13 protein-coding genes are annotated in these 24,127 nt (G+C 67.7%); 4 read left to right on the top strand and 9 right to left on the bottom strand.

The genetic code is table 11. The annotated features are described in order from the left end of the window. Positions 1-55: 55 nt before the first annotated feature. Positions 56-2,920, bottom strand: a complete 2,865-nt coding sequence (locus tag DS837_RS29475) for a DUF4347 domain-containing protein (protein WP_149168001.1) — start codon at positions 2,918-2,920, stop codon at positions 56-58. A 560-nt stretch (positions 2,921-3,480) separates the two neighbouring features. Between DS837_RS29475 and DS837_RS29470 the strand changes: the two genes are divergently transcribed. Beyond that, positions 3,481-4,599 (top strand): NAD(P)/FAD-dependent oxidoreductase, encoded by a 1,119-nt coding sequence (locus DS837_RS29470; RefSeq protein ID WP_149168000.1) that lies wholly within the window; start codon positions 3,481-3,483, stop codon positions 4,597-4,599. 27 nt (positions 4,600-4,626) lie between these two features. Here the strand turns inward: DS837_RS29470 and gmhB are convergent, their stop codons facing one another. The 8 genes from gmhB to DS837_RS29430 form a co-directional block, all read right to left on the bottom strand. Continuing rightward, positions 4,627-5,166, bottom strand: a complete 540-nt coding sequence (gmhB, locus tag DS837_RS29465) for an HAD family hydrolase (protein ID WP_247890194.1) — start codon at positions 5,164-5,166, stop codon at positions 4,627-4,629. Positions 5,167-5,556: 390 nt separating this feature from the next. Next, a complete protein-coding gene (gene rfbA, locus DS837_RS29460; RefSeq protein ID WP_211102437.1) occupies positions 5,557-6,420 on the bottom strand; it encodes a glucose-1-phosphate thymidylyltransferase RfbA in 864 nt (287 codons plus the stop codon). A gap of 27 nt (positions 6,421-6,447) precedes the next feature. Further along, positions 6,448-7,347 carry a dTDP-4-dehydrorhamnose reductase gene (rfbD, locus tag DS837_RS29455; RefSeq protein WP_149167997.1) on the bottom strand — a complete coding sequence of 300 codons (900 nt, stop codon included), beginning with the start codon at positions 7,345-7,347 and terminating at the stop codon, positions 6,448-6,450. Further along, on the bottom strand, positions 7,344-8,399 hold the full coding sequence (gene rfbB / locus DS837_RS29450) for a dTDP-glucose 4,6-dehydratase (RefSeq protein ID WP_149167996.1): 1,056 nt from the start codon (positions 8,397-8,399) through the stop codon (positions 7,344-7,346). Before rfbB ends, rfbD begins: the two co-directional genes overlap by 4 nt. A 19-nt stretch (positions 8,400-8,418) precedes the next feature. Further along, positions 8,419-8,970 (bottom strand): dTDP-4-dehydrorhamnose 3,5-epimerase, encoded by a 552-nt coding sequence (gene rfbC / locus DS837_RS29445; RefSeq protein WP_149167995.1) that lies wholly within the window; start codon positions 8,968-8,970, stop codon positions 8,419-8,421. An 84-nt stretch (positions 8,971-9,054) separates the two neighbouring features. Then, complete coding sequence (locus tag DS837_RS29440; RefSeq protein ID WP_149167994.1) at positions 9,055-10,899, bottom strand: glycosyltransferase family 2 protein; 1,845 nt, start codon at positions 10,897-10,899, stop codon at positions 9,055-9,057. Positions 10,900-10,924: 25 nt separating this feature from the next. After that, positions 10,925-12,040, bottom strand: a complete 1,116-nt coding sequence (gene rfbG / locus DS837_RS29435) for a CDP-glucose 4,6-dehydratase (RefSeq protein ID WP_149167993.1) — start codon at positions 12,038-12,040, stop codon at positions 10,925-10,927. Next, positions 12,037-12,405, bottom strand: coding sequence for a glycosyltransferase family protein (locus DS837_RS29430; protein WP_149167992.1), 369 nt, complete (start codon positions 12,403-12,405; stop codon positions 12,037-12,039). Before DS837_RS29430 ends, rfbG begins: the two co-directional genes overlap by 4 nt. 775 nt (positions 12,406-13,180) lie before the next feature. Here DS837_RS29430 and DS837_RS29425 point away from each other — a divergent pair. The 3 genes from DS837_RS29425 to DS837_RS29415 all read left to right on the top strand — a co-directional run bounded on the left by DS837_RS29425 (position 13,181) and on the right by DS837_RS29415 (position 23,969). After that, positions 13,181-14,047 carry an ABC transporter permease gene (locus DS837_RS29425; protein ID WP_170296043.1) on the top strand — a complete coding sequence of 289 codons (867 nt, stop codon included), beginning with the start codon at positions 13,181-13,183 and terminating at the stop codon, positions 14,045-14,047. Continuing rightward, complete coding sequence (locus DS837_RS29420) at positions 14,037-15,461, top strand: ABC transporter ATP-binding protein (RefSeq protein WP_149167990.1); 1,425 nt, start codon at positions 14,037-14,039, stop codon at positions 15,459-15,461. Before DS837_RS29425 ends, DS837_RS29420 begins: the two co-directional genes overlap by 11 nt. Before the next feature lie 96 nt (positions 15,462-15,557). Further along, entirely contained in the window at positions 15,558-23,969 is an 8,412-nt protein-coding gene (locus DS837_RS29415; RefSeq protein WP_170296042.1) for a rhamnosyltransferase WsaF family glycosyltransferase, read from the top strand. The last annotated feature ends 158 nt before the right edge of the window (positions 23,970-24,127 follow it).

Below are 24,127 nucleotides of genomic sequence, written 5' to 3'. Positions count from 1 at the left end.
CGAACCGTCTCATGGCGTCGAGCGTCAGCGAGGGCTGACGCTCGACGGTCGCTGATCACAGATTGATGAAGGCGATGTAGCTCTGGTCACCCACCGAACCGGTGGTCATGCTCATCGCGCCCACCGACTTGCCGGTGAAGGTCATGCTGGCGTCGATGGTACCGTTGCCGTCGATGTCGCAGCGGACCGTGGCGCCCTTGTAGCCCTCGGCGCCGCCCATCTCCTCCCAGGACAGCTTGGAGACGCCCTCCTTGTAGCCCCAGAGGGTGGACCACTCGCCCTGCTCCAGATCGGTGACAGTGGACCAAGTGACCTGACCGCCACGGGCGTCGACGAAGAAGGTGTCCTTGCCTGCGCCGCCGATCAGCCAGTTGGAGCCGGCGCCGCCGTCCAGCACGTCGTCGCCGCCGCCACCGGCCGCCGCATCGTCGCCGCCCAGCAGGTTGAGGAAGTCGTTGCCGTCGGAGCCGCCCAGAACCTCGCCACGGTCGTCGCCCAGGAAGCTCCACTGCAGGCCCGAGACCGGGCCATCGTAGGCGTAGGCCTTCACGTCCTCGGTCACGCCGCCCACCGTGCGCTGCATCGGCGTGAAGGGACGGTCGTCCACCGGCGGGGTGGTGGTGGGCGGAGTGGTGGTCGGCGGTTCCGTCGTCGGGGGAGTCGTGGTCGGAGGTTCGGTGCTCGGCGGGGTCGAGGGCGTCCCGCTCAGGGTGATCCCGCTGCCGCTGACCTGGAACTGGTCCGCCGTGAAGCCGCCGGCGAAGCGCAGGGTGACGTCGGCGCCGGCCGTGGCGTCGGTGCCGATGTGCAGCAGGGTGACGCCGTTCACCGTCTCCGCCTGAACCTGCCCGGCGGTGAGCTGGCTGCCGTTGCCGGCGGTGACGGTGCCGGTCATCGCCGTGCCGGTGATGGTGAAGACGTCGCCGCCGGTGGCCCCGGTGATGCCGCCGGTGAAGCCGTTGGCCTGGGCGACGCTCATCGTCACCGCGTGGCGGACGCTGCCGACCAGTTCCAGCCGCTCCACGCTGGTCAGGGTCATGCCGGAGATGTCGATCTGCGGCGTCGCCGTGGTGATCTTGTTCTCCGGATCGGCGACGTTGTCGGAGCTGATGCGCAGCGCGTCGGTGCCGTCGCCGCCGTCATAGGAGACCGTCCCGGCGTCGCTCTGCGCCGCGATGATGAAGGTGTCGTTGCCGGCGCCGCCCTGGATGACGTCCGCCTCCGGCAGGGGATCGTGCGCGCCGCTGTAGAAGACGTCGTCGCCGTCGCCGCCGATCATCGTGTCGACGCCCCAATCGCCGATCAGCGTGTCGTTGCCGGTGCCGCCGTCGAGCATGTCGTTGCCGCCGCCGCCGGCCAGCAGGTCGTTGCCGGCCTCGCCGTACAGCATGTCGTCGTCGGCCCGACCGAAGGCCCGGTCGTCGCCGCCGCCGCCGTAGATCGTGTCGTTGCCGATGCCGCTTTCCATCGTGTCGTTGCCGGCGCCGCCGATCTCGAGATCGTTGCCGCCGTGGCCCCAGAACCAGACGCCGTTGTCGTTGCCGATCAGCTGGTCGTCGAACTCGCTGCCGATCCAGCGCTCGATGTTGGTGAAGCTGTCGCCCGCGGCGTCGCCCGTGCTGTTCGCCGGGTTGCGCAGATCCAGAACGATGCCCGCGGTCGAGTTCGCGTAGGTCACCTCGTCGAAGCCGTCGCCGCCGTCGAACACGTCGGCCCCGGCGCCGCCCTCCATGGTGTCGTGGCCGATGCCGCCGATCAGCGTGTCGTTGCCGTCACCGCCGTACATCAGGTCGTTGCCCTGGCCGCCGTCCATGCTGTCGTCGCCGGCGCCCCCGTACATGGTGTCGGTGTCCCCTTCACCGAACAGGGTGTCGTTGCCGGCGCCGCCGTCGAGCATGTCGTTGCCCCAGCCGCCGTAGATCAGGTCGTTGCCGTCCTCGCCATAGAGAACGTCGTTGTCGGCGCGGCTGTAGATCTGGTCGTCGCCGGCGCCGCCATAGACGGTGTCGTTGCCGTCGCCGCTCTCCATCGTGTCGTTGCCGGCGCCGCCGATCTCCACATCGTCGCCCGCGTGCCCCCAGAACCACACGGGGTCGTTGCCGGCCACCATGGTGTCGGCGAAGTTGGAGCCGATCCAGCGCTCGATGCCGGTGAAGCTGTCGCCCGCGGCGTCGCCCGTGCTGTTCGCCGGGTTGCCGATGTCGATCACCATGCCCGTGGCGGCGTTCTCGTAGGTGACGACGTCGAAGCCGTCACCGCCGTCGAACACGTCGGCACCGGCGCCGCCGTCCATGGTGTCGTGGCCGACCCCGCCAATCAGCGTGTCGTTGCCGCCGTTGCCGAACAGGATGTCGTTGCCGACCCCGCCGTTGATGTTGTCCGCCGCGTCGTCGCTGGTCAGCGTGTCGTTGCCGTCGGTCGGGGTGCCGGTCACGGCCAGCTCATGGGCCCAGCCGCGGGCGCCGGCTCCCTGGACCCCGGCGAAGGGGGAGGGGGTGAAGACGGGCGCGGTGCGCACGTCGAGCTTCCAGGAGGCTCCCCGCTCCGCCGGGCCGACCGGCCCCGAGGCGGCGGCGACCGTGGCGCCGGTGGCGGCGGCCAAGCGGTCGAGGAGCAGACGGCCCGCCTCGCCCGCACCGGCATGGCAGGCGTGGATGTGGATCTCGGTGCCGCGCGCGTCCGGCCAGGAGCGGTCGAGCAGCGACCGCGCGTCCAGCGGCCGGGTGCCGATCAGGACCCGTCCCGGTTCGCCATGGGCGACCAGATGCAGGACGGACGGGCGCGCGGCGAGAGCCGCGGCCAGCACGGCATGGCCATCGTCGGCGGCGGAAACGAGCGTGACCTGAACGCCGGGACGGCGGTGGCTGAGCAGTCCGTCGAGATCCTCAAGGCCAGCGTCCGCGATGATGACTTCGGTCAAGGGAGACTCTCCGTGGATTTTGTTGTGATCGTTGGGATGCCAGATCGCCTCCTTCGCGGACATTGGGAAGGCGGCGACATCCTATGACATGAATTTTGATGGTGTATTCCTGCAATCCTCTAAGAAGAAATAATCCAAGCTCCTCCGTATTACGGTAAGATGCCAAAGGAAAAGGCCATCCAAAGTGAGTTCATCAGTCGCATAATTTTTATTTTATTGGTGACACCCGGATAATCCGGAACCTCCGGAAGGGGCAAAGGGAGGGGTTAACGCCCTCCCTACTCCGCATTTTCGAAGGGAGTGGACAGGCCGGACGACCGTCATACGGATGCGTCCACCCTCCCATCGCGGTACGCTCAACCCCTCTTCGGTACCCCGATCGCCGCGCCGCCTTCCGACCGGGCGGCGCGGGAGCGAAAACCCGCCATCCTCCGAGAGAGGGATCGCGCGTCGCCGGAACGTCGGTGCGCGACCTTCTATGGCCTTGTGCGGCTGGGCCGGTCTGGGCTTTCTATGGTCATGCCCAGTGGATCGGACACCGTGAATCGAAGGGAAACGCGATGGAGCGGGTGGACTGCGTGGTGGTGGGGGCCGGGGTGGTCGGGCTGGCGGCTGCCCGACGGCTGGCCCGTGCCGGTCGGGAGGTGGTGATCCTGGAGGCGGCCGACGCCATCGGCACGGGCACCAGTTCGCGCAATTCAGAGGTCATCCACGCCGGCATCTATTATCCCACGGGAAGCGTCCGGGCGCGGCTGTGCGTGGCCGGGCGCGACGCGCTGTACGCCTACTGCGCGGCGCACGGAGTCGAGCACAAGCGCATCGGCAAGCTGATCGTCGCCACCGACGAGGCCCAACTGGCCAGGCTGGCGGCCATCAAGGCGCAGGCCGCGGCCAATGGGGTGGATGACCTGTACGAGATCTCCGCCGCCGAGGCGATGGCGCTGGAACCCAACCTGCGCTGCGTCGGCGCCTTGATGTCGCCCTCCACCGGCATCATCGACAGCCACGGGCTGATGCTGGCCCTTCAGGGCGACGCGGAGGAGGCGGGCGCCATGCTCGCCCTGCTGAGCCCGCTGGACCGCGCCCACCGCACCGCCGACGGTTTCGAGCTGGAGGTCGGCGGGACGGAGCCGATGCGCATCGCCTGCGCCACCCTGGTCAACGCCGCCGGGCTGGGCGCCTGGACGGTGGCGCGGAACCTCGACGGGTTTCCCGCGGATCGGATCCCGCCACGCGTGCTGGCCAAGGGCAACTACTACGCCCTGGCCCAGGGGCGTTCTCCCTTCTCGCGGCTGGTCTACCCGGTTCCGGTGGAAGGGGGCCTGGGCGTCCACCTGACGATCGACCTCGGCGGCCAAGCCCGCTTCGGCCCCGATGTGGAATGGCTCGCCCCCGAAGCTTACGACCGCATTGACTATGCGGTCGATCCCCGGCGCGCCGACGGCTTCTACGGCGAGGTCCGGCGCTACTGGCCGGGCCTGCCCGACGACGCCCTCGTGCCGGCCTACTCCGGCGTCCGTCCGAAGCTGAGCGGTCCCGGCCAGCCGCAAGCCGACTTCCTGATACAGGGACCGGAGACGCACGGAGTCCCCGGCCTCGTCAATCTGTTCGGCATCGAATCGCCGGGCCTGACCTCCTGCCTCGTCATCGCCGACGAAGTGGCGGCGCGGCTCGCCTGAGCCTGCCACGGCCGGCGCCCGACACCATCAGGACAGGTGCGGGATCAGGTCCGCGGGACGGGCGATCGTCAGGGTCTCCGCCGTTCCTTCGAGGCCTTGGGCAGGAACGTGGCCAGCCTCCGCCAGCAGGATGCGCCGCCCCACGCCGGCCGCCAACGCCGCCGCCATGTCGGTCGGTTGATCGCCCAGGAACGCCGAACCGGCCAAGGCAAGGTCGAGCCGACGGGCCGCTTCCAGGATCATTCCAGGGTTCGGCTTGCGCCAGAAGCTATCCCGGGCGTAGCGCTCCACCACGCCATCGCGGTGATAGGGGCAATGGAAGACCCCGGCGAGTTCCACGCCATGGCTTCGGAAGACGTCCCCCATCCAACCGCTCAGATTTAGGAAATCCGCTTCGGTGTAGCGGCCGCGAGCGATACCGGACTGGTTGGTGATCACGGCGATGCGAAATCCCCGGTCCACCGCGTGCCTGGCCAGAGGAAAGATGCCGTCCACGAACTCGAACCGGTCGCGATGGCCGACATAGCCATGATCGATGTTCACCACGCCATCACGGTCGAGCAGCAAAGCGCGGTAAGACATGCCCTTGTTCCCCTCACCTTAGGGCACGGACTCTTTGCGTGACCATGAAGCCTTCATGGTGGAGAGCCGATGAAACCGCGATTGGTTGCCCACCCACCCGCCGGCTCGTGTCGTCCATGCGGAAGAGGCTCGATTTGGCACCCCATATCCACACCGCAATGCACTTTCAATGACGAACACGTCGATCTGCCGCCCAGCATTCCCGGACCCGCAAGCGCCGAGTCGTCGACGGCCGCCGTGGAGGCGGCAGCGATCGCCTAGGTCGTCCGATCCGCCGGCACCGCGGTTCGCCACGAGCCGCTGCATGTGCTCCGACATCAAGCTCAACACCAGCCCGCCGCCCTGGTCCGAAACGGACCGGGACGGTTTTTGGAGTCACTCGGTCAGGCTCAGCAGGTAGCGGCCGTATTCGTTCTTCTTCAGCGGTTCGGCGAGGCGGCGCACCTGCTCGGCATCGATCCAGCCGGAGATGAAGGCGATCTCCTCCGGGCAGGCGATCTGCAGCCCCTGCCGGTGCTGGATGGTGCGGACGAACTCCGCCGCTTCCAGAAGACTGTCGTGGGTGCCGGTGTCGAACCAGCCGTAGCCGCGCCCCATCTGCTCGACCGACAAGCGGCCGGCCTCCAGGTAGGCGGCGTTGACCGAGGTGATCTCCAGCTCGCCGCGCGGCGACGGCTTCACCGCCGCGGCGATGTCCAGAACGTCGTTGTCGTAGAAGTACAGTCCGGTGACCGCCCACTTGGAACGCGGGTTGACCGGTTTCTCCTCGATGCTGAGCGCGCGGCCCTGCTCATCGAACTCGACCACGCCGTAGCGCTCCGGGTCGCGGACGCCGTAGGCGAAGACGCGGGCTCCCTGGGTGTTCTCGCCGGCCGCGCGCAGCAGGCTGGTCAAGCCGTGGCCGTAGAAGATGTTGTCGCCGAGCACCAGCGCGCAGCTGTCATTGCCGACGAACTCGCGGCCGATGATGAAGGCCTGGGCGAGTCCGTCCGGTGAAGGCTGCGCCGCGTAGGTCAGGTTGATGCCCCACTGCGACCCGTCGCCGAGCACGGTCTGGAACAGCGCCTGATCGTGCGGCGTGGTGATGATCAGGATATCCTGAATCCCCGCTAGCATCAGCGTGCTGAGGGGGAAGTAGATCATCGGCTTGTCGTAGATCGGCAGGAGTTGTTTGCTGATCGCCCGCGTCACCGGATAAAGCCGGGTGCCGGACCCGCCGGCCAGGATGATGCCCTTCATGATCACGTCGCCTGTCGTGGAATCGTCTTAGGATGCGGGGGGTGAAAGCAGCTCGTCGAGCACGCGGTCCAGGCTGTCTTCCCAGCGTGGTGCCTCGATGCCGAAAGCGGTCCGGATGCGGGTGCAGTCCAGGCGGGAGTTGGCCGGCCGGCGGGCCGGGGTCGGGTAGTCGGCCGTGGCGATGGCCTGCAGGCGCGGGCGCCGGCCGGTGGCCGTCTCCAGCCGCTGAAAGACGCGCTCAGCGAAGCCGTGCCAAGTCGTCTCGCCCGTTCCGGTGAAGTGGTAGGTACCCCAGGGAACGTCGTTTCCGGTGTCCTTGGTCACAGCGATCCGCCCGGCGATGGCCACGATGGCGGCGGCGATGTCGGCCGCCGCCGTCGGCGCGCCGTGCTGGTCGGCGACCACGCGCATCTCGTCGCGCTCGCGCCCGAAGCGCAGCATGGTCTTGACGAAGTTGGCCCCGTGCGCGGCGTAGACCCAGGAGGTGCGCAGGATGACGTGATGCGGCAGGGCGGCGCGCACCGCCGCCTCGCCGGCCTCCTTGCTGGCGCCGTAGGCGCCGAGCGGAGCGACCGGGTCGTCCTCCGTGTAGGGCGCCGGCTTGGTGCCGTCGAACACGTAGTCGGTGGAGATGTGGACCAGCGGCACGCCGCGCGCGGCGCAGGCCGCGGCCAGCCGGGCCGGGCCGTCGCGGTTGACGGCGAAGGCCGCCTCGCGGTCGCTCTCCGCCTTGTCCACGGCGGTGTAGGCGGTGGCGTTGACGACGAGGTCGGGAGCGTGCGCCGCCACCGCGGCCTCCACCGTCTCCGGCCGGGCCATGTCGACGTCCGGCCGGGCCAGCCCGACCAGCTCCGTGCCCGGCGGCCAAGCGGCCCGCATCAGCTCGGTGCCGACCTGCCCGCTGGTGCCGAGGATCAGGATCTTCATGCCGCGTCGAGCCCCAGACGTTCGCCGCGGTAGGAGCCGTTCAGGATGGCCTCCCACCAGGACCGGTTCTCCAGGTACCAGGCGACCGTCTTGCGCAGGCCGGTCTCGAAGGTCTCCTCCGGTTTCCAGCCCAGCTCGCGGGTGATCTTGGAGGCGTCGATGGCGTAGCGCTTGTCGTGGCCCGGCCGGTCGGCGACGAAGGTGATCAGCCGGTCGTGCGGCGCGCCGGCCGGGGCCAGCTCGTCCAGCAGGGCGCACAGCGTCCGCACCACGTCCAGGTTGGTGCGCTCGTTGTAGCCGCCGATGTTGTAGCTCTCGCCGATCACGCCCTTCTCCAGCACCAGCCGCAGGGCGCGGGCGTGATCCTCGACGTAGAGCCAGTCGCGGACGTTGTCTCCCTTGCCGTAGACCGGCAGCGGCTCCCCCTTCAGACCCTTCAGGATCATCAGCGGGATCAGCTTTTCCGGAAAATGGTAGGGGCCGTAGTTGTTCGAGCAATTGGTCAGGACCACGGGCAGGCCGTAGGTCTCGTGCCAGGCGCGCACCAGATGGTCGGAGGACGCCTTGCTGGCCGAGTAGGGCGAGTTCGGGCTGTAGGCCGTCGTCTCGGTGAAGAAGCCCTCGTCACCCAGCGTGCCGAACACCTCGTCGGTGGAGATGTGGTGGAAGCGGAAGGCCGCTCGCTCGTCGGCCGGCAGCCCCATCCAGTAGCCGCGCGCCGCCTCCAGCAGGCGGAAGGTGCCCACGACGTTGGTCTGGATGAACTCGCCCGGCCCGTCGATGGAGCGGTCCACATGGGACTCCGCGGCCAGGTGCATGACCGCGTCCGGCCGGTGCTCCGCGAAGACGCGGCGCAGCTCGTCGCCGTCGCAGATGTCGACCTTCTCAAACGCGTAGCGGGGATTCTCGGCCGCGCCCGGCAGCGAGGACAGGTTGGCGGCGTAGGTCAGCTTGTCGACGTTGACGACGAAGGAGTCGGTCTCGGCCAGGAGTTGACGGACGACGGCCGATCCGATGAACCCGGCCCCACCCGTGACGAGAATGCGCTTCATCAAGACACCTGCCCCTTCGTCAGAAACACTCGCCGAGTTCGGCAAGCCGCGGATGCTTGAGATCCTTGTCGGAGAGCAGGGCCTTGTCGGCCGCGACACGCCAATCAATCCCCAGATCCGGATCGTTCCACAGCAGACCGCGGTCATGCGCGGCCGAATAGAAGTTCGTCACCTTGTATACCACTTCGGTATTAGGTTCCAGCGTGCAGAATCCGTGCGCGAAACCGATCGGGACGAGAATCTGGTTCCATTCCTCGGCGCTGATCACCGCGCTGACGTGCTGGCCGAAGGTGGGCGAGCCCCGGCGGATGTCGACCGCCACGTCCAGGATGGCGCCGCGGACCACGCGCACCAGCTTGTCCTGCGCGAAGGGCGGCAGTTGGAAATGCAGGCCGCGCACCGTGCCCACCTCCGCCGAGAGGGACTGGTTGTCCTGCACGAAATCGTAATGCAGCCCCGCCGCCTCGAACGTCTTCTTGTTGTAGGTTTCCGAGAAGAAGCCGCGGTGGTCGCCAAATTTCTTCGGCCGGATGATCTTCACGTCGGGAATGGAGAGAGCGACGACATCCATGGTCGGTGACCTTTTTGGTTCAATGTTTCGGCGTTCGGGGTTGCGGCGTTCGGGGCGGAAAAGGGCTTCGGTCAGCAGAGGGGGTCAGCAGAGGGCGAGATCGAAGTTCGGCGGCCGGGCGGCGAAATACGGGCTGTAGAAGGGGTCCGTCTTGACGCGCTCGCCCCAGCGTTCCAGGAAGATGGCCTGTTCGTGCGCTGCAACGGACCGCTCACGGTTGCGACTCTCGAAATGGAACAGCTCCGCCTGCGCCGTGTAGACGATGCGCAGGCCGCGCTCCCAGACTTTTAGGCACAAATCGATGTCGTTATAGTTAACGGCGAGCGCCTCCTCGAAGCCGCCCACCTCCTCGAACAGCGCGCGCCCCAGCAGCATGCACGCCCCGGTCACGGCCATGTAGTTGCGCTGCCCCACCGTGCTGAAGAAATAGCCGGGATCGTCGCCGCTGAAGCCGCGCCGGATGTGGTCCGGCAGTCCGGCGCAGAAGGTCACGCCCACATGCTGGAGGGTACCGTCCTCGAAATACAGCTTCGCCCCGACCACGCCCACGCCCGGCCGCTGCGCCAGGCTCAGCATGGCCTCCAGCCAGTCGGGGTTGATGACTTCCGTGTCGTCGTTGAGGAACAGCACGTAATCGCCCGTGGCGGCCCGCGCGCCCAGGTTCATCTTGACGGCGATGTTGAACACCGGATCGGTGTAGTGGACGTACACCACCCCGTAGGCGTCGAGCGCCGCCACCGTCTCGGGCCGCAGGTCGCCGTTGTGCACCACGATCAGTTCGAGGTTGCGGTAGCTGGACGTCTGCGCGATCGAGCGCACGCAGTTCACCACCAGGTCGACCATGTCGCCCCGGATTTCGCTCGGCCGTCCGGCCGACGGGATGACGATGGAGACTTTCGGCTCGCCCTCGACCTGGCGGCGCACGTCGAAGCAGCCGCCATAGCGGTTCGGGCGCACGAAGGCCAGGCGGCCGGTGCGCTCGATGTGCTCGGTCAGCGCGCGCACCGCGGCGTCGATGACGTAGTCCTTGTTGTCCATCGAGGCCGCGGTCGAGCCGGGGATGGCGCGCCAGTGATAGAGGATCTTGGGAATGTGCGCGGCCTTGCCGATGTGCTCGACGAAGCGCAGCACGAAGTCGTAGTCCTGCGCCCCGTTGAATTCCTTGCGGAAGCCGCCGACGCGCCGGACGATGGACGTGCGGTAGCAGGCGAAATGCGCCGTGTACATGCAGGATTCGAGATACTCGGGCGACCAGTCGGGCTTGAAGAAGGGCTCGTAGCGGATCTGGCCGTCCGCGGTGATCTTGTCCTCGTCGGAATAGATGAAGTCGAGGTCCGGATCCGCGTCGAGGGCGAGCGCGAACTCGTAGAGGGCGTTGGGGGCGATGGTGTCGTCGTGGTCCATCAGGCAGATGAAATCGCCCGAGGCCATCTCCAGGGCAGTGTTAGTGGCCTCGGCGATGTGCCCGTTCGTCGGGCGGACGGTGACCTTGATCCGGGGGTCGCGGGCGGCGTAGCGCTCCAGCGTGGCGCGCACATGCGGCTGCTTTGACGCGTCGTCGGCGATGCACAGCTCCCAGTCCGGATAGACCTGGGCGAGAACGGAGTCCAGGAAGGGCGTGAGCACCTCCGGCGCCGTCTCGTAGGTCGGCACCACGATGGAAAAGCGCGGACGCCGGGAGAGGGCCGCCACGTTCGCCCGCATCGCCTGCAGGCTGGCCGGATCCAGGCACTCGTGCGCCGCGATCCAGCGCTCGTACGGAACCTTGGTTTCGAACTGGCGGAGGAAATCGTCGAGCAGCAGGTCCGTGTGCTTGGCGTGGGCCAGGCGCGACAGGTTGCGCGTCAGCCAGCGGGGATCCCACACTTGCGCGGCGATGTGACGCAAGGCCTTGCGGGAGGTCAGCAGGCGGCTCAGGGGTTTCAGCATCGCGGTTGCCGGCGGCGGCTCTTGCTCACGGGGTTCTTCCGTCCATTTGCACACTCGTCCGCCCAGCCATCCCCTGGTAGCGTTCGATCTGGTCGAGGGTGACGCGTTCGATGTTTTCGCCGGCGTGATAACGGCGGAACCACTCGACGGTCCAGTCCAGGCAGTCGGCGAGGCCGAGCCGCGGCTCCCAGCCAAGTTGCATCCGCGCCTTGGAGGAATCGACGCGCAGGTAGGTGGCCTCGTGCGGGTGGTCGCCGCCGATCAGCTCCCACGCGGCGCCATCGCCCCAGCGCTCCACCACATGGGAGGCGATCCAGGAGACGGGGCGCGCGTCGCTGTCGGAGGGACCGAAGTTCCAGGCGTCGGCGTGGTCCGCCGGATCGTCCCAGAGCTTCTCGGCCAGCAGCAGGTAGCCGCCGAGCGGTTCCAGCACATGCTGCCAGGGGCGGATGGCGTGCGGGTTGCGCACCGGGATGGTGCGCCCGGCCATCAGCGCGCGCATGCAGTCGGGAACCAGCCGGTCGAGCGCCCAGTCGCCGCCGCCGATCACGTTGCCCGCGCGCGCCGACGCGATGGCCGCAGACCCCGGCTTGCCGAAGGCCCCCGGCTTGCCGAAGAAGGACCGCCGCCAGGCCGAGGTGACCAACTCGGCGCAGCCCTTGCTCGCGCTGTAGGGGTCGTAGCCCCCCATCGGCTCGGTCTCGCGGTAGGGCCAGGGCCACTCCCGGTTCTCGTAGCACTTATCGGTGGTGACCACGACGCAGGCGCGCAGGCTGGCGCAGCGGCGCGCCGCTTCCAGGACATGCACCGTGCCCATGACGTTGGTCGCGACGGTTTCGACCGGCTCGTCGTAGGACAGGCGGACCAGCGGCTGGGCCGCCATGTGGATGAGGATCTCCGGCTCCGCCGCGCGCACGGCGGCGTCCACGGCGGCCGGGTCGCGGATGTCGCCGATGCGGGAGTCCATCCGGCGCTCCAGCCCGGCGAGCGCGAACAGGCTGGGCTCCGTCGGGGGATCGAGCGCCAAGCCGGTGACCTCGGCGCCCATGCTCAGCAGCCAGAGGCTCAGCCACGAGCCCTTGAAGCCGGTGTGCCCGGTGACGAGCACCCGCTTGCCGTTCCAGAAGGCGGGGTTGGTCATTGCCGGACGTTCCAGGGCGTCGCGCAGCCAGGCCATAACTCTTGCGAGTGAACCCGGTTGCCGGCAAAGCCGTGCACGCACCGGTCCGCGGCGGCGCCATGGCCCAGGGCGGGCGAAATTCCGGCTGGATCGGACTTCTCCCCCGCCATGTGCGGGCAATCGTTCGAGAAACAATCTTTAATAAGATAACCTTCGCCACCCCGACAATTGGAGAAATCTTCAAACGGGAATTTTGAGCAGATTTCCTCAATATGCCTGAAAAACAGCGCCCCACCATTCTTGACTAGCGGCTTCGGCTTGATTTTCATTTCCACAGCCAAGCGGGTGCCCGTGCCGCCGGCGAAAACCCCCGCTTCCCAGACCATGCTCCCTCACAAACCCCCAATCACGTCTTCAACACCGGGACTGCTTCCAGTGCCGAGCGGCCTGTGGTTAGCACAAACCGCCCTTAAAATGGATAGCGCTTTGTTCAGACCCGCGTGATTCACTCCATCCTGCGCAACCTTGGTCACCATCACAGATGCACCCGGATATTCATCGCGCTCAAGCCGGGATCATGATCAGGATCGCGACATTTACGCACAGCCATACATCCTCCGGCAAAAGGGATGCGCCCCAACCCGCGGTGTTTCCGAGCCGGCGTTGAAAGCGTCCACCCGTTCCGGAAAAGCCGGCCGTCCCACAAGGGATTGGTGCCGTTGGAGTTGATCCCCAAGCTTGACCGAGATAACTTCGGCCGCCTGCACGCCGCCATCCGGCCGTCTCGTATTCCGGCCCCGTTCAACCAAAGGCAGGTACCTTTGCAAAATGGTTCATGGTACTACCCGCGCCTCGAATTGATGGGACACCAGGTCGTTTCGCTTGGGAATTCCCTCGCTCTCATGGTGGATCGGCACAGGACCGGAGCTTGCACCACGATGCGTCCCCTTTCGCTTTTGATCGCGTCCTTCCTCTGGAAAAAGCCAGCCGCCCACAACAGCATTCCACGCCCCGCTTTCGGGGCCGGGACCGGGGCAGGACGGCGCTTCGGCGGGACCGGGCGGAGGGTTTGATGGACGCTCCAGGCCGACCCGGCCTCTGTGACGGCGGGGCTCCGCACACAGGTCCATGCGCACGCTTTCAGGATTGGCGCCTCCCGGAATGACCGACAGAAAAATTGAAATCGTCCACTCGGCTCGCCGCAGCGAGTTCTCGTCCGGGATGGGGAGCATCGCCCGCACCTTGTTCCGTTACCGGTCCCTGACCGCCACCCTGGTGCGCAAGGAACTGGCCACGCGGTTCGTCGGCTCGGTCTTCGGTCTGCTGTGGTTCGTGATCACCCCGGCCATCCAGATCGCCATCTACACGCTGGTGTTCGGCACCGTGTTCCAAGCGCGGATGCCGTTCCGCGCCGCGGCTGAATCCTCGCAGCAGGAGTTCGGCGTCTATCTGTTCTCCGGACTGCTTATCTTCGGCCTTCTGGCCGACGTGATATCGCGCTCCCCGTCTCTCATCGTCACGAACCCGAACTTCGTCAAGAAGGTTATTTTCCCGATCGAAATACTGCCGGTCGTCGCGGTCCTGAGCGCGCTGGTCAGCGCCGGGATCTCCTTCCTGCTGCTGGTCGCCGCCCTGTTGCTCATCATGGGCTCGATCCCGCCGTTCATCCTGCTTTACCCGTTCTGCGTCCTGATCATGGTGCCGATGCTGCTTGGACTGTCGTGGTTCATGGCCGCGCTGGGGGCTTTCGTGCGCGACATCGCCCAGGTCGTCGGGCTTGCCCTGACGGTCCTGATGTTCATCAGCCCGATCTTTTCGCCCATCACGGCGTTCCCGCCCTGGCTCCAGACCTTCATCCTGTTCAACCCGATCTCGCTTCCGATCGAGTTCGCCCATCAGGTCCTGTTCCTGAACCAATTGCCCGAGCCGGTCGCCGTGGCCGGCTATCTCCTCGTCAGCGTCGTCGTCATGGCGGTCGGCTGGAGGTTCTTCCAGAAGACCCGCGGAGGGTTCGCCGATGTCCTCTGACCCGATGTCCTCTGGCGCCATTCCCGTGATCGAGGCGACCGGCCTTGGCAAGGTCTATCACATCTACGACCGGCCGGAGCTTATGCTGCGCCAGATGCTCGTGGGGAACCGGAAGACCTATTACCGGGAGTTCTGGGCGCTCCGCGATGTGGATTTCTCCGTCCATCGCGGCGAGACCGTGGGATTCTTGGGGCGCAACGGGGCCGGAAAATCCACCTTGCTCCAGCTCGTCTGCGGAACCCTGACGCCGAGCGAAGGGCAGGTCGTCGTCCGCGGGCGCATTTCCGCCCTCCTGGAACTCGGCTCCGGCTTCAACCCGGAACTGTCGGGCCACGACAACGTCTACATCTACGGCGCGCTTCTGGGGCTTTCGCGCAAGGACATCGACGAACGCTACGACCGCATCCTCGGCTTCGCCGACATCGGCCAGTTCATCAACCTGCCGGTCAAGACCTACTCCAGCGGCATGATGGTGCGGCTGGCCTTCGCGGTGGCCATCAACGTCGATCCGGAAATCCTGGTCGTCGACGAAGCGCTCGCCGTGGGCGACGCCCGCTTTTCCGCGCGGTGCATGACGCAGATCCGCCGGATGCAGGAAAGCGGCGCCTCGGTCCTGTTCGTCGGGCACGACACGCAGGCCGTGACGCGGCTGTGCAGCCGGGCCTTCGTCCTGCACGACGGCCGGCTCGTCCGGCAGGGGCAGCCCGGCGAGGTCGCCAGCTGGTATCTGGCCCTGTCCTCGGCCGACTTCGACCTCGCCCGGATGAGCCGGTTCGACCAGGACCCGGGATTGGAGAGTTCCGATGAGCCGGCCATCGACGCGGCGCCCGACGACAACGAAGCTTTGATCGGTGCCGAAAGCGCCTCCTCCATGGAGGGCGGCAATGCGCCCACCGATTTCAAGCTGTTCCGCTACGGCGACGGCACCGCCGCGATCACCTCCTGCTCGATCCGGAACCTGAAGGGACAGCGCATCCAGCAGGCGGTCATCGGCAGCAAGATCGTCGTAGAGATTGCCGTTGCGTTCCATGAGGAACGCTTCGAGCATCTGATCGGCTTCTACATCAAGGATCGCTTGAACATCGAAGCCATCGGCATCAACACGCACCAGGAAAAATTCGCAACACCTTTCGTGAAAAAAGGGGATACCCTCATGTATTCCTTTGAAATCAACATAGATCTGCGACCGGGTTTTTACTCGATTTCTCCGTCCATTGCCTACAATCAGACAGAAGGCCGATGGATGGATTACATCGAGAACGCAACAATATTCCAAGTCATCGACAAGGATCCCGGGCGGACGGTGTTCGGCGTCTGCCTCCCGTCCCACCGCGTGGTCTCGGTCAAGGCTGCGAACTCCACACCGGCTCCGGCCCGCTCCGATGCGGGGCTCGGGGTGCAGGATGGCCGATAACGTCGAGTGAAACACATGTCCTCTATGTTCGATCTCAAATCACTTCAGCACGACATTTATATCCGTTACGCCTTTCTTGGAGACGTTGTCCGGGCCGTGTTCTTCTCCGGGAAGACCGTTTCCGAGAGCGAACCGCCCAAGCCGCTCCGCATCCTGGACCTCGGGTGCGGGCCGGAACGGCTCACCGAGCGGTTCCTGCCGGACGGGATCGCGATCGTCCGCGCCGACGTCGACAGGTTCAGCGACGACAGCGTGGTCCTGCTCATCCCGGGAGAGCCGCTCCCGTTCGAGGACGACGCGTTCGACATCGTGCTGGCGATGGATGTGCTTGAGCATGTGCCGCCCGAAGGCCGGGACGCCCTTCTGGCGGAGTGCCGGAGGGTGGCGGCGCGCGCCGTTATCCTGTGCTGCCCGACGAACGATTCCGCCGTCGTCCAGGCCGAGCGGGACTTTCAGGACGCGGTCCGGCACCTCACGGGAACCAACCTTCCCTTCCTCGACGAGCATGCCGGGTTGGGCCTGCCGAACGCGGAAGCGGTTGCGGCACGCTTTCCCGCGGACTGGCGCGTCCATGTGCTGGAGAACGCCCCGCTCGACCAGTGGCTCCTGTTCAACCTCGTCGACTTCATCTACGCCATCGATCTCGGCAACGGTCCGCAAAAGAACGCGTACAACGCAGCGGTCAACGGCGCCAGCTGCTTCCAGGCTCGGGGCCAGGCCCACTACCGGCGCTTCTTCTGCGCCTTGCGGGACGAGACGGACCGCGCCGCGATGGCCGCGCATCTCCAGGTCCTGGAAGAGGCGGCTGCGGCCTGCGATCCCGCGGAGGCGTCCCATGTCTTCGCGCGCCACCTCCCGATCTTGCGCAACGATCTGCGCAACGATCTGCTGGAGGCGCTGGTGAGGAAGGAGAAGGAGCTGGCCGCGGCGCTCATCGACCGGAAGCCGGCGTCCGGCCCGGCCGACGCGCAGGCGTCCATCCCGCCGGAGGATGCCGCCGGCACCGCGGCGGACGTCCTCCCTGATCCGGTCCCCGCACCGGAGCGGCGGGGATCCCTCATCGAGAGGGTGGAAAACCGCCTCAACCGGGAGGCGCGCCACGCCAGGACCTTCGCGCGGTTCGCGTTGCCGATCCTGCACAGCCGCAACGGTGTGCGGGGCTGCTGGGGCATCGCCCAGGCGCTCACGGCGCTCGGGGACAATCCGCTCTTCCAGGAAGACTATTACCGGGCGCAGAACCCGGACGTCGGCGCCGGCGGCGTGCACCCTCTCGTCCATTACCTCCAGCACGGTTGGCGCGAGGGGCGCAAGCCGCACCCGCAGTTCGACCCGGCCTTCTATCTGCGCGAGCACCCCGACGTCGCCGCCAGCGGAATCGAGCCGCTGGAGCATTTCACCCGGCTGGGGTGGCGCGAAGGGCGCCGTCCGGCTCCCGTTTTCGCGGCCGCTCCCTTTGCCCCCATGGACATCGGCGCCGCGCTTTCCGACGAACACGTTCCGGTGGAAGCCCCCCCGTCGCCTCCCAAGTTCATCTACCCTCCCGATTGGTTCCAGCTGTACCCGGGAGCGCAGATCATCACGAACTCGGCAAGCCTGGCCCGCGGAACACGCATCGAGGTCCTGGAACGTGTCGATTTCCTTGAGAACCGGCACGACACCCCGGCCGCGATCCTGTCCATATCCAGGCGCCTCGGCGACAACGCCGTGGAATGGCGCCTTGGGGAGGACCTTCCGGCGGGCGAGTATGTCCTGAAGCTTGTCGAGGACGGGCAGGCGCTGGACTGGCGCGGCGTCATCGTGTCGGCCCCGCGCGGCCGCTGGGCGCAGGCGTTCAACAGGCGGACCCGCCGGACGGAAACCCGCCCGCCGCCTGCCCGGGCGTCGGCACTGCCGCTCTTCTCCATCACGACAACGGTGTACGACACGCCGCCGCTGTTCCTGCGGGAACTGGCCACCTGCATCCGCGACCAGGATTTCGGGGATTTCGAGTGGCTGCTCCTCGACAACGGGTCGAAGGATCCGCAGGTCGTCGATGCCGTCCGGAAGATCGCGGCGAGCGATCCCCGCTTCCGGTATTTCCGCGTCGAAGACAACATACACATCATCCCCGGCAATTATTATCTGCTGCAGCGCGCGGCCGGGCGCTACATCGTCCCCGTGGATTCCGACGATTACCTGTATCCGTTCGCGCTGAGCACCCTCGCCGCACGGCTCGACGCGCCCAACCCGCCGAAGATCCTGTTCAGCGACGAGGCCAAGCTGTCGCCCACCGGAGAGCCGGCGGAACCCATCCGGCGACCCGAATATTCGCGCACGACGGCGCTGTCCACCTGCCCGGCGGCCCATGTGCTGGTCTTCGACCGGCTGCTCGCCCGGACGCAGGGCGTCTACAGCGAGGTCTACGCCCAGGGCAGCCACGACTGGGACACGATGCTCCGTCTCACGGACGCCGGCGCCTCGGTCGGGCAGGTGCGCGCCTGCCTGTACGGGTGGCGCATGCACGCCACGTCCACGTCGCTGAGCGACGGGACAAAGGAATACATCCGATCCTCGCAGGAAGGCGTGATCGAGGCGAGCCTGCGCCGCCGTGGTCTCCTGAACCGTTTCCGCATCGCCCCGCTCAGCGCGCTCGGCTACTACACGCTGCACCGGCTGCCGGTGCAGCCGGTGCCCGTCGAGATCGACCTGCTCCTGCGCAGCGCCGATGAGACGGTGATCGGAAACGCCAGTGCAAACATCAGGGCCTGCCGGTACCCGATGGTCACGCGGGTCCGGATCCTGTGCTCCGGCACGCTTCCGGACGACCGGTGCCGCCAGATCCTGGTCGACGAGGCCGCCGCGGCCGGGCTGCCGCAGCCGGTGTTCGGCGTTACCGACGCGCCCGCCAGCCTGCTCGGCGAGCATTTCCCGGTTTCGATCATCAAGCTGGTCATCGGGACCGACGGTCGGATCGCCGGCCCAGACGACTGGATCTGGGAGGTGGTCGGCACGCTGGAGCTGGACGAGCGCGTGGGCGTGGTGGGCGGTGCCCTGCTCGATGAAACGGGCGGCGTCCGCCACATGGGCTGGCACGCGGACGCGGGCGGCTATGCCCCGCTTCCCCCGCTCGGCCTGTTCCCAAGCCTTCGCCACGCCGTCCTGGCCGTCTGGGGCGGCCTGGTCGCCGTGCGGTGCGCCGCCCTCGCCCAGTTGGGCGGGATCGGCGGCGTGGACGCGGACGAACAGGATCTGCACGGCCTCGAATACGGCCTGCGCGGCCGCAGCGACGGATGGCTGAGCGTTTTCCATCCGTCGCTGGCCGTCCAGTCCGGCGGCGCCCCGCAAGCATCCTCCGCCCGGGAGGATGCCGGGAAGGCTCTCGCGCTCCACATTGCGGAGCATTACCGGGACCTGCTGCAGGAAGACCCCTATTGGCGTCCGGAACCGTCCGCGGACGATGCGCGGGAGGAGAGCCGGGACGGGCAGGATGAGCCCGCGATTCTTCCCCAAGCCGGAACGGCAGAACAGACCGTTCCGGCGACCGCCGGAGCGGAGGATGGAACCGTCCGGCGGGCGACGGACCTGCCGATCGCCACCGCCCGTCGCGTCAAGCGCCTCGTGCAGCGCCTGGGGCTCGTGGGGGCTGCGAAATTCCTGGCGCGCCGGAACCGGTCCCCGGCCCTGGAGGTGCTGCCCGGCAACCCGCTCTTCCAAGCCAGCTACTACCTCAAGCGCAACCCCGACGTCGCGGCGAGCGGGATCGACCCGCTCATCCACTACGCCGTCCACGGCTGGCGGGAAGGGCGCAAGCCGCACCCCCTGTTCGAACCGCGCTTCTACCTCGAGGGAAACCCCGACGTCGCGGCGAGCGGGACCGACCCGCTGACCCACTACGTCGTCCACGGCTGGCGGGAAGGGCGCAAGCCGCACCCCCTGTTCGAACCGCGCTTCTACCTCGAGGGAAACCCCGACGTCGCGGCGAGCGGGACCGACCCGCTGACCCACTATGTCGTCCACGGCTGGCGGGAAGGGCGCAAGCCCAACCCCGTCTTCAACCCGCCTCCGCAGCTGTCCGGCGGGCGAGGGCCCGACGAGGGCGACGTCGAGTGGATGGAGCAGCTCCTCGCGCCGGCGCAGCCGGGAACCCTTCCGGCCGATCCCGACGGGACCGAGGATCCCGGGGACACCGGCTACTGTCCGCCGGCAGGGCTCCTTCCATGGTTCACCCCGCTCAACATACGGGTCTCAAGGGCCCTGGCCGACCGGCCGCACCTGAACGTCCTGGTGCCGGGCCTCGGGATGAAGCAGATGTCCGGGGGGCCGAACACGGCGATCAACCTGGCCTACCGGCTCGCCGCCTGCGGAGTCCCGGTCCGCTTCGTGGCGACCGACGTGCCGATCGACGCGGACCCGGCCCCGTTCTGGCAGCATGTCCGCGCGCTCAGCAACGTCCCCGACATGCTGCCCCACGCGAGCCTGGTGGACGCCTCGAACCGCGCCCAGCCCCTTGAGATCGGGGCCAACGACGTCTTCATGGCGACCGCGTGGTGGACCGCGCAGATGGCCAAATACGCGCTGCGCCACACGAACCACAGCCGCTTCGTCTATCTGATCCAGGACTACGAGCCGATCCTGCACCCCGCCTCGACCCAGCTGGCCTTGGCCGAGGAGACCTACGGGCTCGACCACATCCCGGTCATCAACACCAGCCTGCTGCACCGCTTCCTGGCGGAACGGAAGATCGGCCGCTACGCCGATCCCACCTTCGCCGAGAAGGCCATCGTGTTCGAGCCCGCGATCGACCGGTCGCATTTCCGGGCCGGGGACGCGCCCGGCGAGCGCCGGAAGCTGCTGTTCTACGCCCGCCCGAAGACCGGGCTGCGCAACCTGTTCGAACTCGGCGTGGCGGCGCTCCAGAAGGCGATCAGCGACGGAGTGTTCGATCCCGCCGAGTGGGACTTCATCGGCATGGGCGAGGATTTCGCCGCCATTCCGCTGGGCGGCTCCGCCTGGCTGCGGCCGGCGCCGTGGCTGGACTTCGCGGGATACGCGAACCAGATGCGGACGAGCGACCTGCTCCTGTCGCCGATGCTGTCGCCGCACCCCAGCTACCCTCCCATCGAGATGGCGCTGTGCGGCAAGCCCGCGGTGACCACCGTCTTCGCCAACAAGACCGCCGAGCGCCTGGCCGAGGTGTCGCCGAACATCATCGGGGTTCCGGCAACCATCGAGGCCCTGAGCGAGGGGCTTGCCGAAGCGCGGCGGCGGCTCGACGACGGCGCGCTCGAACACGGCCCGCACGGCGCCTATCCCGGCGACTGGAGCATCAGCTTCGCCGACACCGTGCCCCGGCTGTTCCAGGAGCTGCTCACCCTGTTCGGCGTCCCGCCGCTGCCGCCCGACGCGCGGCTCCCCGCGACCCCGCGGGCCGAGGCCGGCGCCTTCCCGGGCTATCGCCGCTGGCCCGCCAGTGCCTACGAGCGCCTGCGCCTGACGTCGCTCGCCGAGCGGAAGGACGCCTACGACCAGGCCGACCCCGGCCTGATCAGCTTCCTGACGACCGTCTGGAACACCGACCCGGTCTTCGTTGCCGAACTCGCGGAAAGCGTGTTCGGACAGGACAGCGGTCCCGGGTTCGAGTGGATCATCCTGGACAATGGCAGCGTGCGCGCGGACACCATCGCGCTGCTGGAAGAGCTGGGCCGGCATCCCTGCGTCCGGCTGCACCGGGTGGAGCGGAACCTCGGCATCATCGGCGGGATGCGCCATTGCCTGGAGCGGGCCAGGAACCGCTACATCGTGCCGCTCGATTCCGACGACCTGCTGACGCCCGACTGCGTGCGCGTGGTGACCACCGCCCTGGCGCGGGCCGGCTACCCGGCCCTGGCCTACACCGACGAGGACAAGGTCCTGGGCTGGAGCTTCCGCGACCCGTACTACAAGCCGGACTGGGATCCGGTGCTGTTCTCCAACTCCTGCTACATCGCGCATCTGTGCTGCATCGACCGAGAGCGGGCGTTGAGCCTGGATGTCTACGGCGACGCGCGGACGGAAGGCAGCCACGACTGGGACAGCTTCACGCGCTTCCACCGCGCCGGCCACACGCCCTTCCACATCCCCGAGCTGCTCTATACCTGGCGGATGCACGAAAGCTCCACCGCGTGCAACATCAACTCCAAGAGCTACATCACCGACTCCCAGCGCGCGGTGCTGGAGAAGTTCCTCGACGACCGGAAAGGCCGCTACACGGTCGAGCCATCCCCGCTGTTCACGAACACGCCGGACTGGGTGTTCCGGCGCACCCGCGAAGCGCCATCCCCCGTGACCACCGTCGTCCTGCACGCCGGCGACACGGCCCCCGCGCCGCAACTCGATCCCGCCATCCCCCACAACGTCGTCCGCCTTGCCCCCAAGGCCAGCCTGACGGACCTGCTGGAGATCGCCCGCTCCTCTGCCGAACGCGGAGCGCTCGTCCATCTCCAGTGGGCTGGGATCGAGGCCGAGGGGGATGAGTGGCCATGGGACGCCATGGCCTGCTTCGAGCTGTTTCCCGACACGGCGATCGTCGGTGGCCGCATCCGCCAGGGCGACCGCGTCACGGCGGCGGCCGCCCACTTCGGCTTCGGGCGGGGCTGCGACACGCCGGACGCCGGACGACATGTGGGCGATCCCGGCTATTTCGCCCAGATGTTCAAGATGCGTTCGGTCAGCGCGGTGCCGGTGCAGCACTGCGTCGTTTCGGCCGCGTTCCTTGCCGAGGCTCTGCCCGCGCTGGTGCGGGCGGGGGTCGGCTTCGCTTATCTCGGCGCCTGGCTGGGGGCCGCCGCGCACGACCGCAACCTCCGCGTTGTCTATTCGCCGCTTTTCCTTGGGGGGGCGGATGGCGCGGCGGCCGACCTGGAGTCCCTGGTTCCGGACGTCGAACGCGAGGCGTTCCGCATCGCCTACGCCGGGATCATGCCCGACCGCGCTCTGTTGTCGCCCCACCTGGGGCTGACGCCCGAGACCGCCTACCGGCCCGTACTCCGCGTCGAGCGCGAGCGGCAAGACAGCAAGGCGCGCTCGCCGCGCGCCGCCTCCTACCAGGAGGAAGCCCAGGCGGCGTTGATCGCCCGCTTGGTGCGGCATCCGCTGCCGACGCAGCCATTCAGCCTTTCGATCCTGACGATCGTCTATGAGAAGACCCCGATCGAGTGCTTCCGGGAACTGGCGCGCTCCCTGTTCGGGCAGACCGTCCCCTTCACCGAGTGGGTCGTCCTGCGCAACGGGCCGGTGCCGGGTGACCTGGGCGCCGTCCTGGCGGAGCTTGACCGCGACCCGCGTGTGCGGCGGCTGGACAGCGACGTCAACCTCGGGATCATCCAGGGGCTGAGGCGCTGCCTGGAAGGGGCGAGGAGCGATTGGGTCCTCCCGGTGGACGGCGATGACCTTCTGGTCAAGGATGCCTTGCAGCAGATTGCCTTGGCCGCCGAAAGGACACAGCCCGCGTTCATCTATTCGGATGAGGACGTCATCCGGGGAACCACGGTGGAAGCGCCCTACCGGCGTCCGGACTTCGATCCCGTCCTCAACGTCGCCGACTCCTACATCTGGCATGCCTGCGCGTTCCGGCGCGACAAGGCCATGGAACTGGGGGTGTTCCAGGATGCGGAGACCGAGTACTGCCAGGATTGGGACACGGTCGCCCGCTTCGCCATGGCGGGCGAACCGATCGCCCACATCCCCGAGGTTCTTTACCACTGGCGCCATCATCTCAACTCGTTCAGCAACAGCGGCACCACCAACACGGGCTCCCGGCGCTCCGCCGAACGCGTGATGGCCAAGGTGATCGCCGCGCAGGCGGACCCCGGGCTTTACGAGATCGGCACCTTCCCCATCTCCCGCGGGCAGGAGCAATCGGCCATCCTGCGCCGGCCGGTGTCGCCCCTGCCGATGGAGGCGATCCTCCTGGCGAACGGCACGGGGGACGTCGATGCCGGCCGCTGGCTCGATGCGGCAGCCGGCCTGTGCGGGTCCGCTCATCCCGTGGCCCATGCCGTCACCGATGCCGGAGCGGCATGCTCGACCAGCCGGCTGGCCAGTGCGCTCGCCGCGGTGTCCGCCGCCCACGTCCTGGTCCTGCACGAAGGTTTGCGGGTGGAGGACGCCACGGCCCTGTGGGAAGCCATGCGCCTTTTCGAAATGCACCCGGACGTCGTCCTGGCCGGAGGACGTGTTCTCGACGCCAGGGGGCGGGTCGCGGAATGCTGCGCTTTCGCAAGCCCCGACGGGACCATGTCCACTCCGTGGCTGAACCTGGACCGGAACGATCCCGGCGTTTATGCCCTGGCGCTGAAGCCGCGAAGCGCGGCCACCGTGCCCGACGGCTTCTTCCTTGCCCGGACCGCGTTCCTGCGCGAGGCGTTGAGGGACGGTGCGCCGGCGAACATGCACGCCACCGGCCTGGGCGGATTCCTGGGAACCGCCGCCCGGCGGCGGAACCGGCGCGTGGCCTATTCTCCGCTGATCGAAGCCTGGATCCGCCCATAGGCGGATGATCGCGTGCGGTGCCGATGCGCCACACGATGGCCGGGATGGGCCGGTGGGGGGCCAAGGTGACATGCGATGGAGTTCCCGAGCCTTCCAGCCCTGTGCTAAGCAGGTTTCTCCGCGCCCGCCCACCTGCGTGGGCGGGCGCGGAGAAACCG

The sequence above is a fragment of the Azospirillum brasilense genome, from assembly GCF_008365405.1.
Lineage (GTDB): Bacteria > Pseudomonadota > Alphaproteobacteria > Azospirillales > Azospirillaceae > Azospirillum > Azospirillum brasilense_D.
The sequence above is the reverse complement of the archived record's forward strand: the minus strand, read 5'-3'. Positions and strand labels throughout refer to the sequence as shown.

Coding starts and splice junctions, on each gene's coding strand:
- DS837_RS29470 (WP_149168000.1), top strand. CDS start 3,481: ATGGAGCGGGTGGACTGCGTGGTGGTGGGGGCCGGGGTGGTCGGGCTG.
- rfbA (WP_211102437.1), bottom strand. CDS start 6,420: ATGAAGGGCATCATCCTGGCCGGCGGGTCCGGCACCCGGCTTTATCCG.
- rfbD (WP_149167997.1), bottom strand. CDS start 7,347: ATGAAGATCCTGATCCTCGGCACCAGCGGGCAGGTCGGCACCGAGCTG.
- rfbB (WP_149167996.1), bottom strand. CDS start 8,399: ATGAAGCGCATTCTCGTCACGGGTGGGGCCGGGTTCATCGGATCGGCC.
- rfbC (WP_149167995.1), bottom strand. CDS start 8,970: ATGGATGTCGTCGCTCTCTCCATTCCCGACGTGAAGATCATCCGGCCG.
- DS837_RS29440 (WP_149167994.1), bottom strand. CDS start 10,899: ATGCTGAAACCCCTGAGCCGCCTGCTGACCTCCCGCAAGGCCTTGCGT.
- rfbG (WP_149167993.1), bottom strand. CDS start 12,040: ATGACCAACCCCGCCTTCTGGAACGGCAAGCGGGTGCTCGTCACCGGG.
- DS837_RS29430 (WP_149167992.1), bottom strand. CDS start 12,405: ATGGTCTGGGAAGCGGGGGTTTTCGCCGGCGGCACGGGCACCCGCTTG.
- DS837_RS29425 (WP_170296043.1), top strand. CDS start 13,181: ATGACCGACAGAAAAATTGAAATCGTCCACTCGGCTCGCCGCAGCGAG.
- DS837_RS29420 (WP_149167990.1), top strand. CDS start 14,037: ATGTCCTCTGACCCGATGTCCTCTGGCGCCATTCCCGTGATCGAGGCG.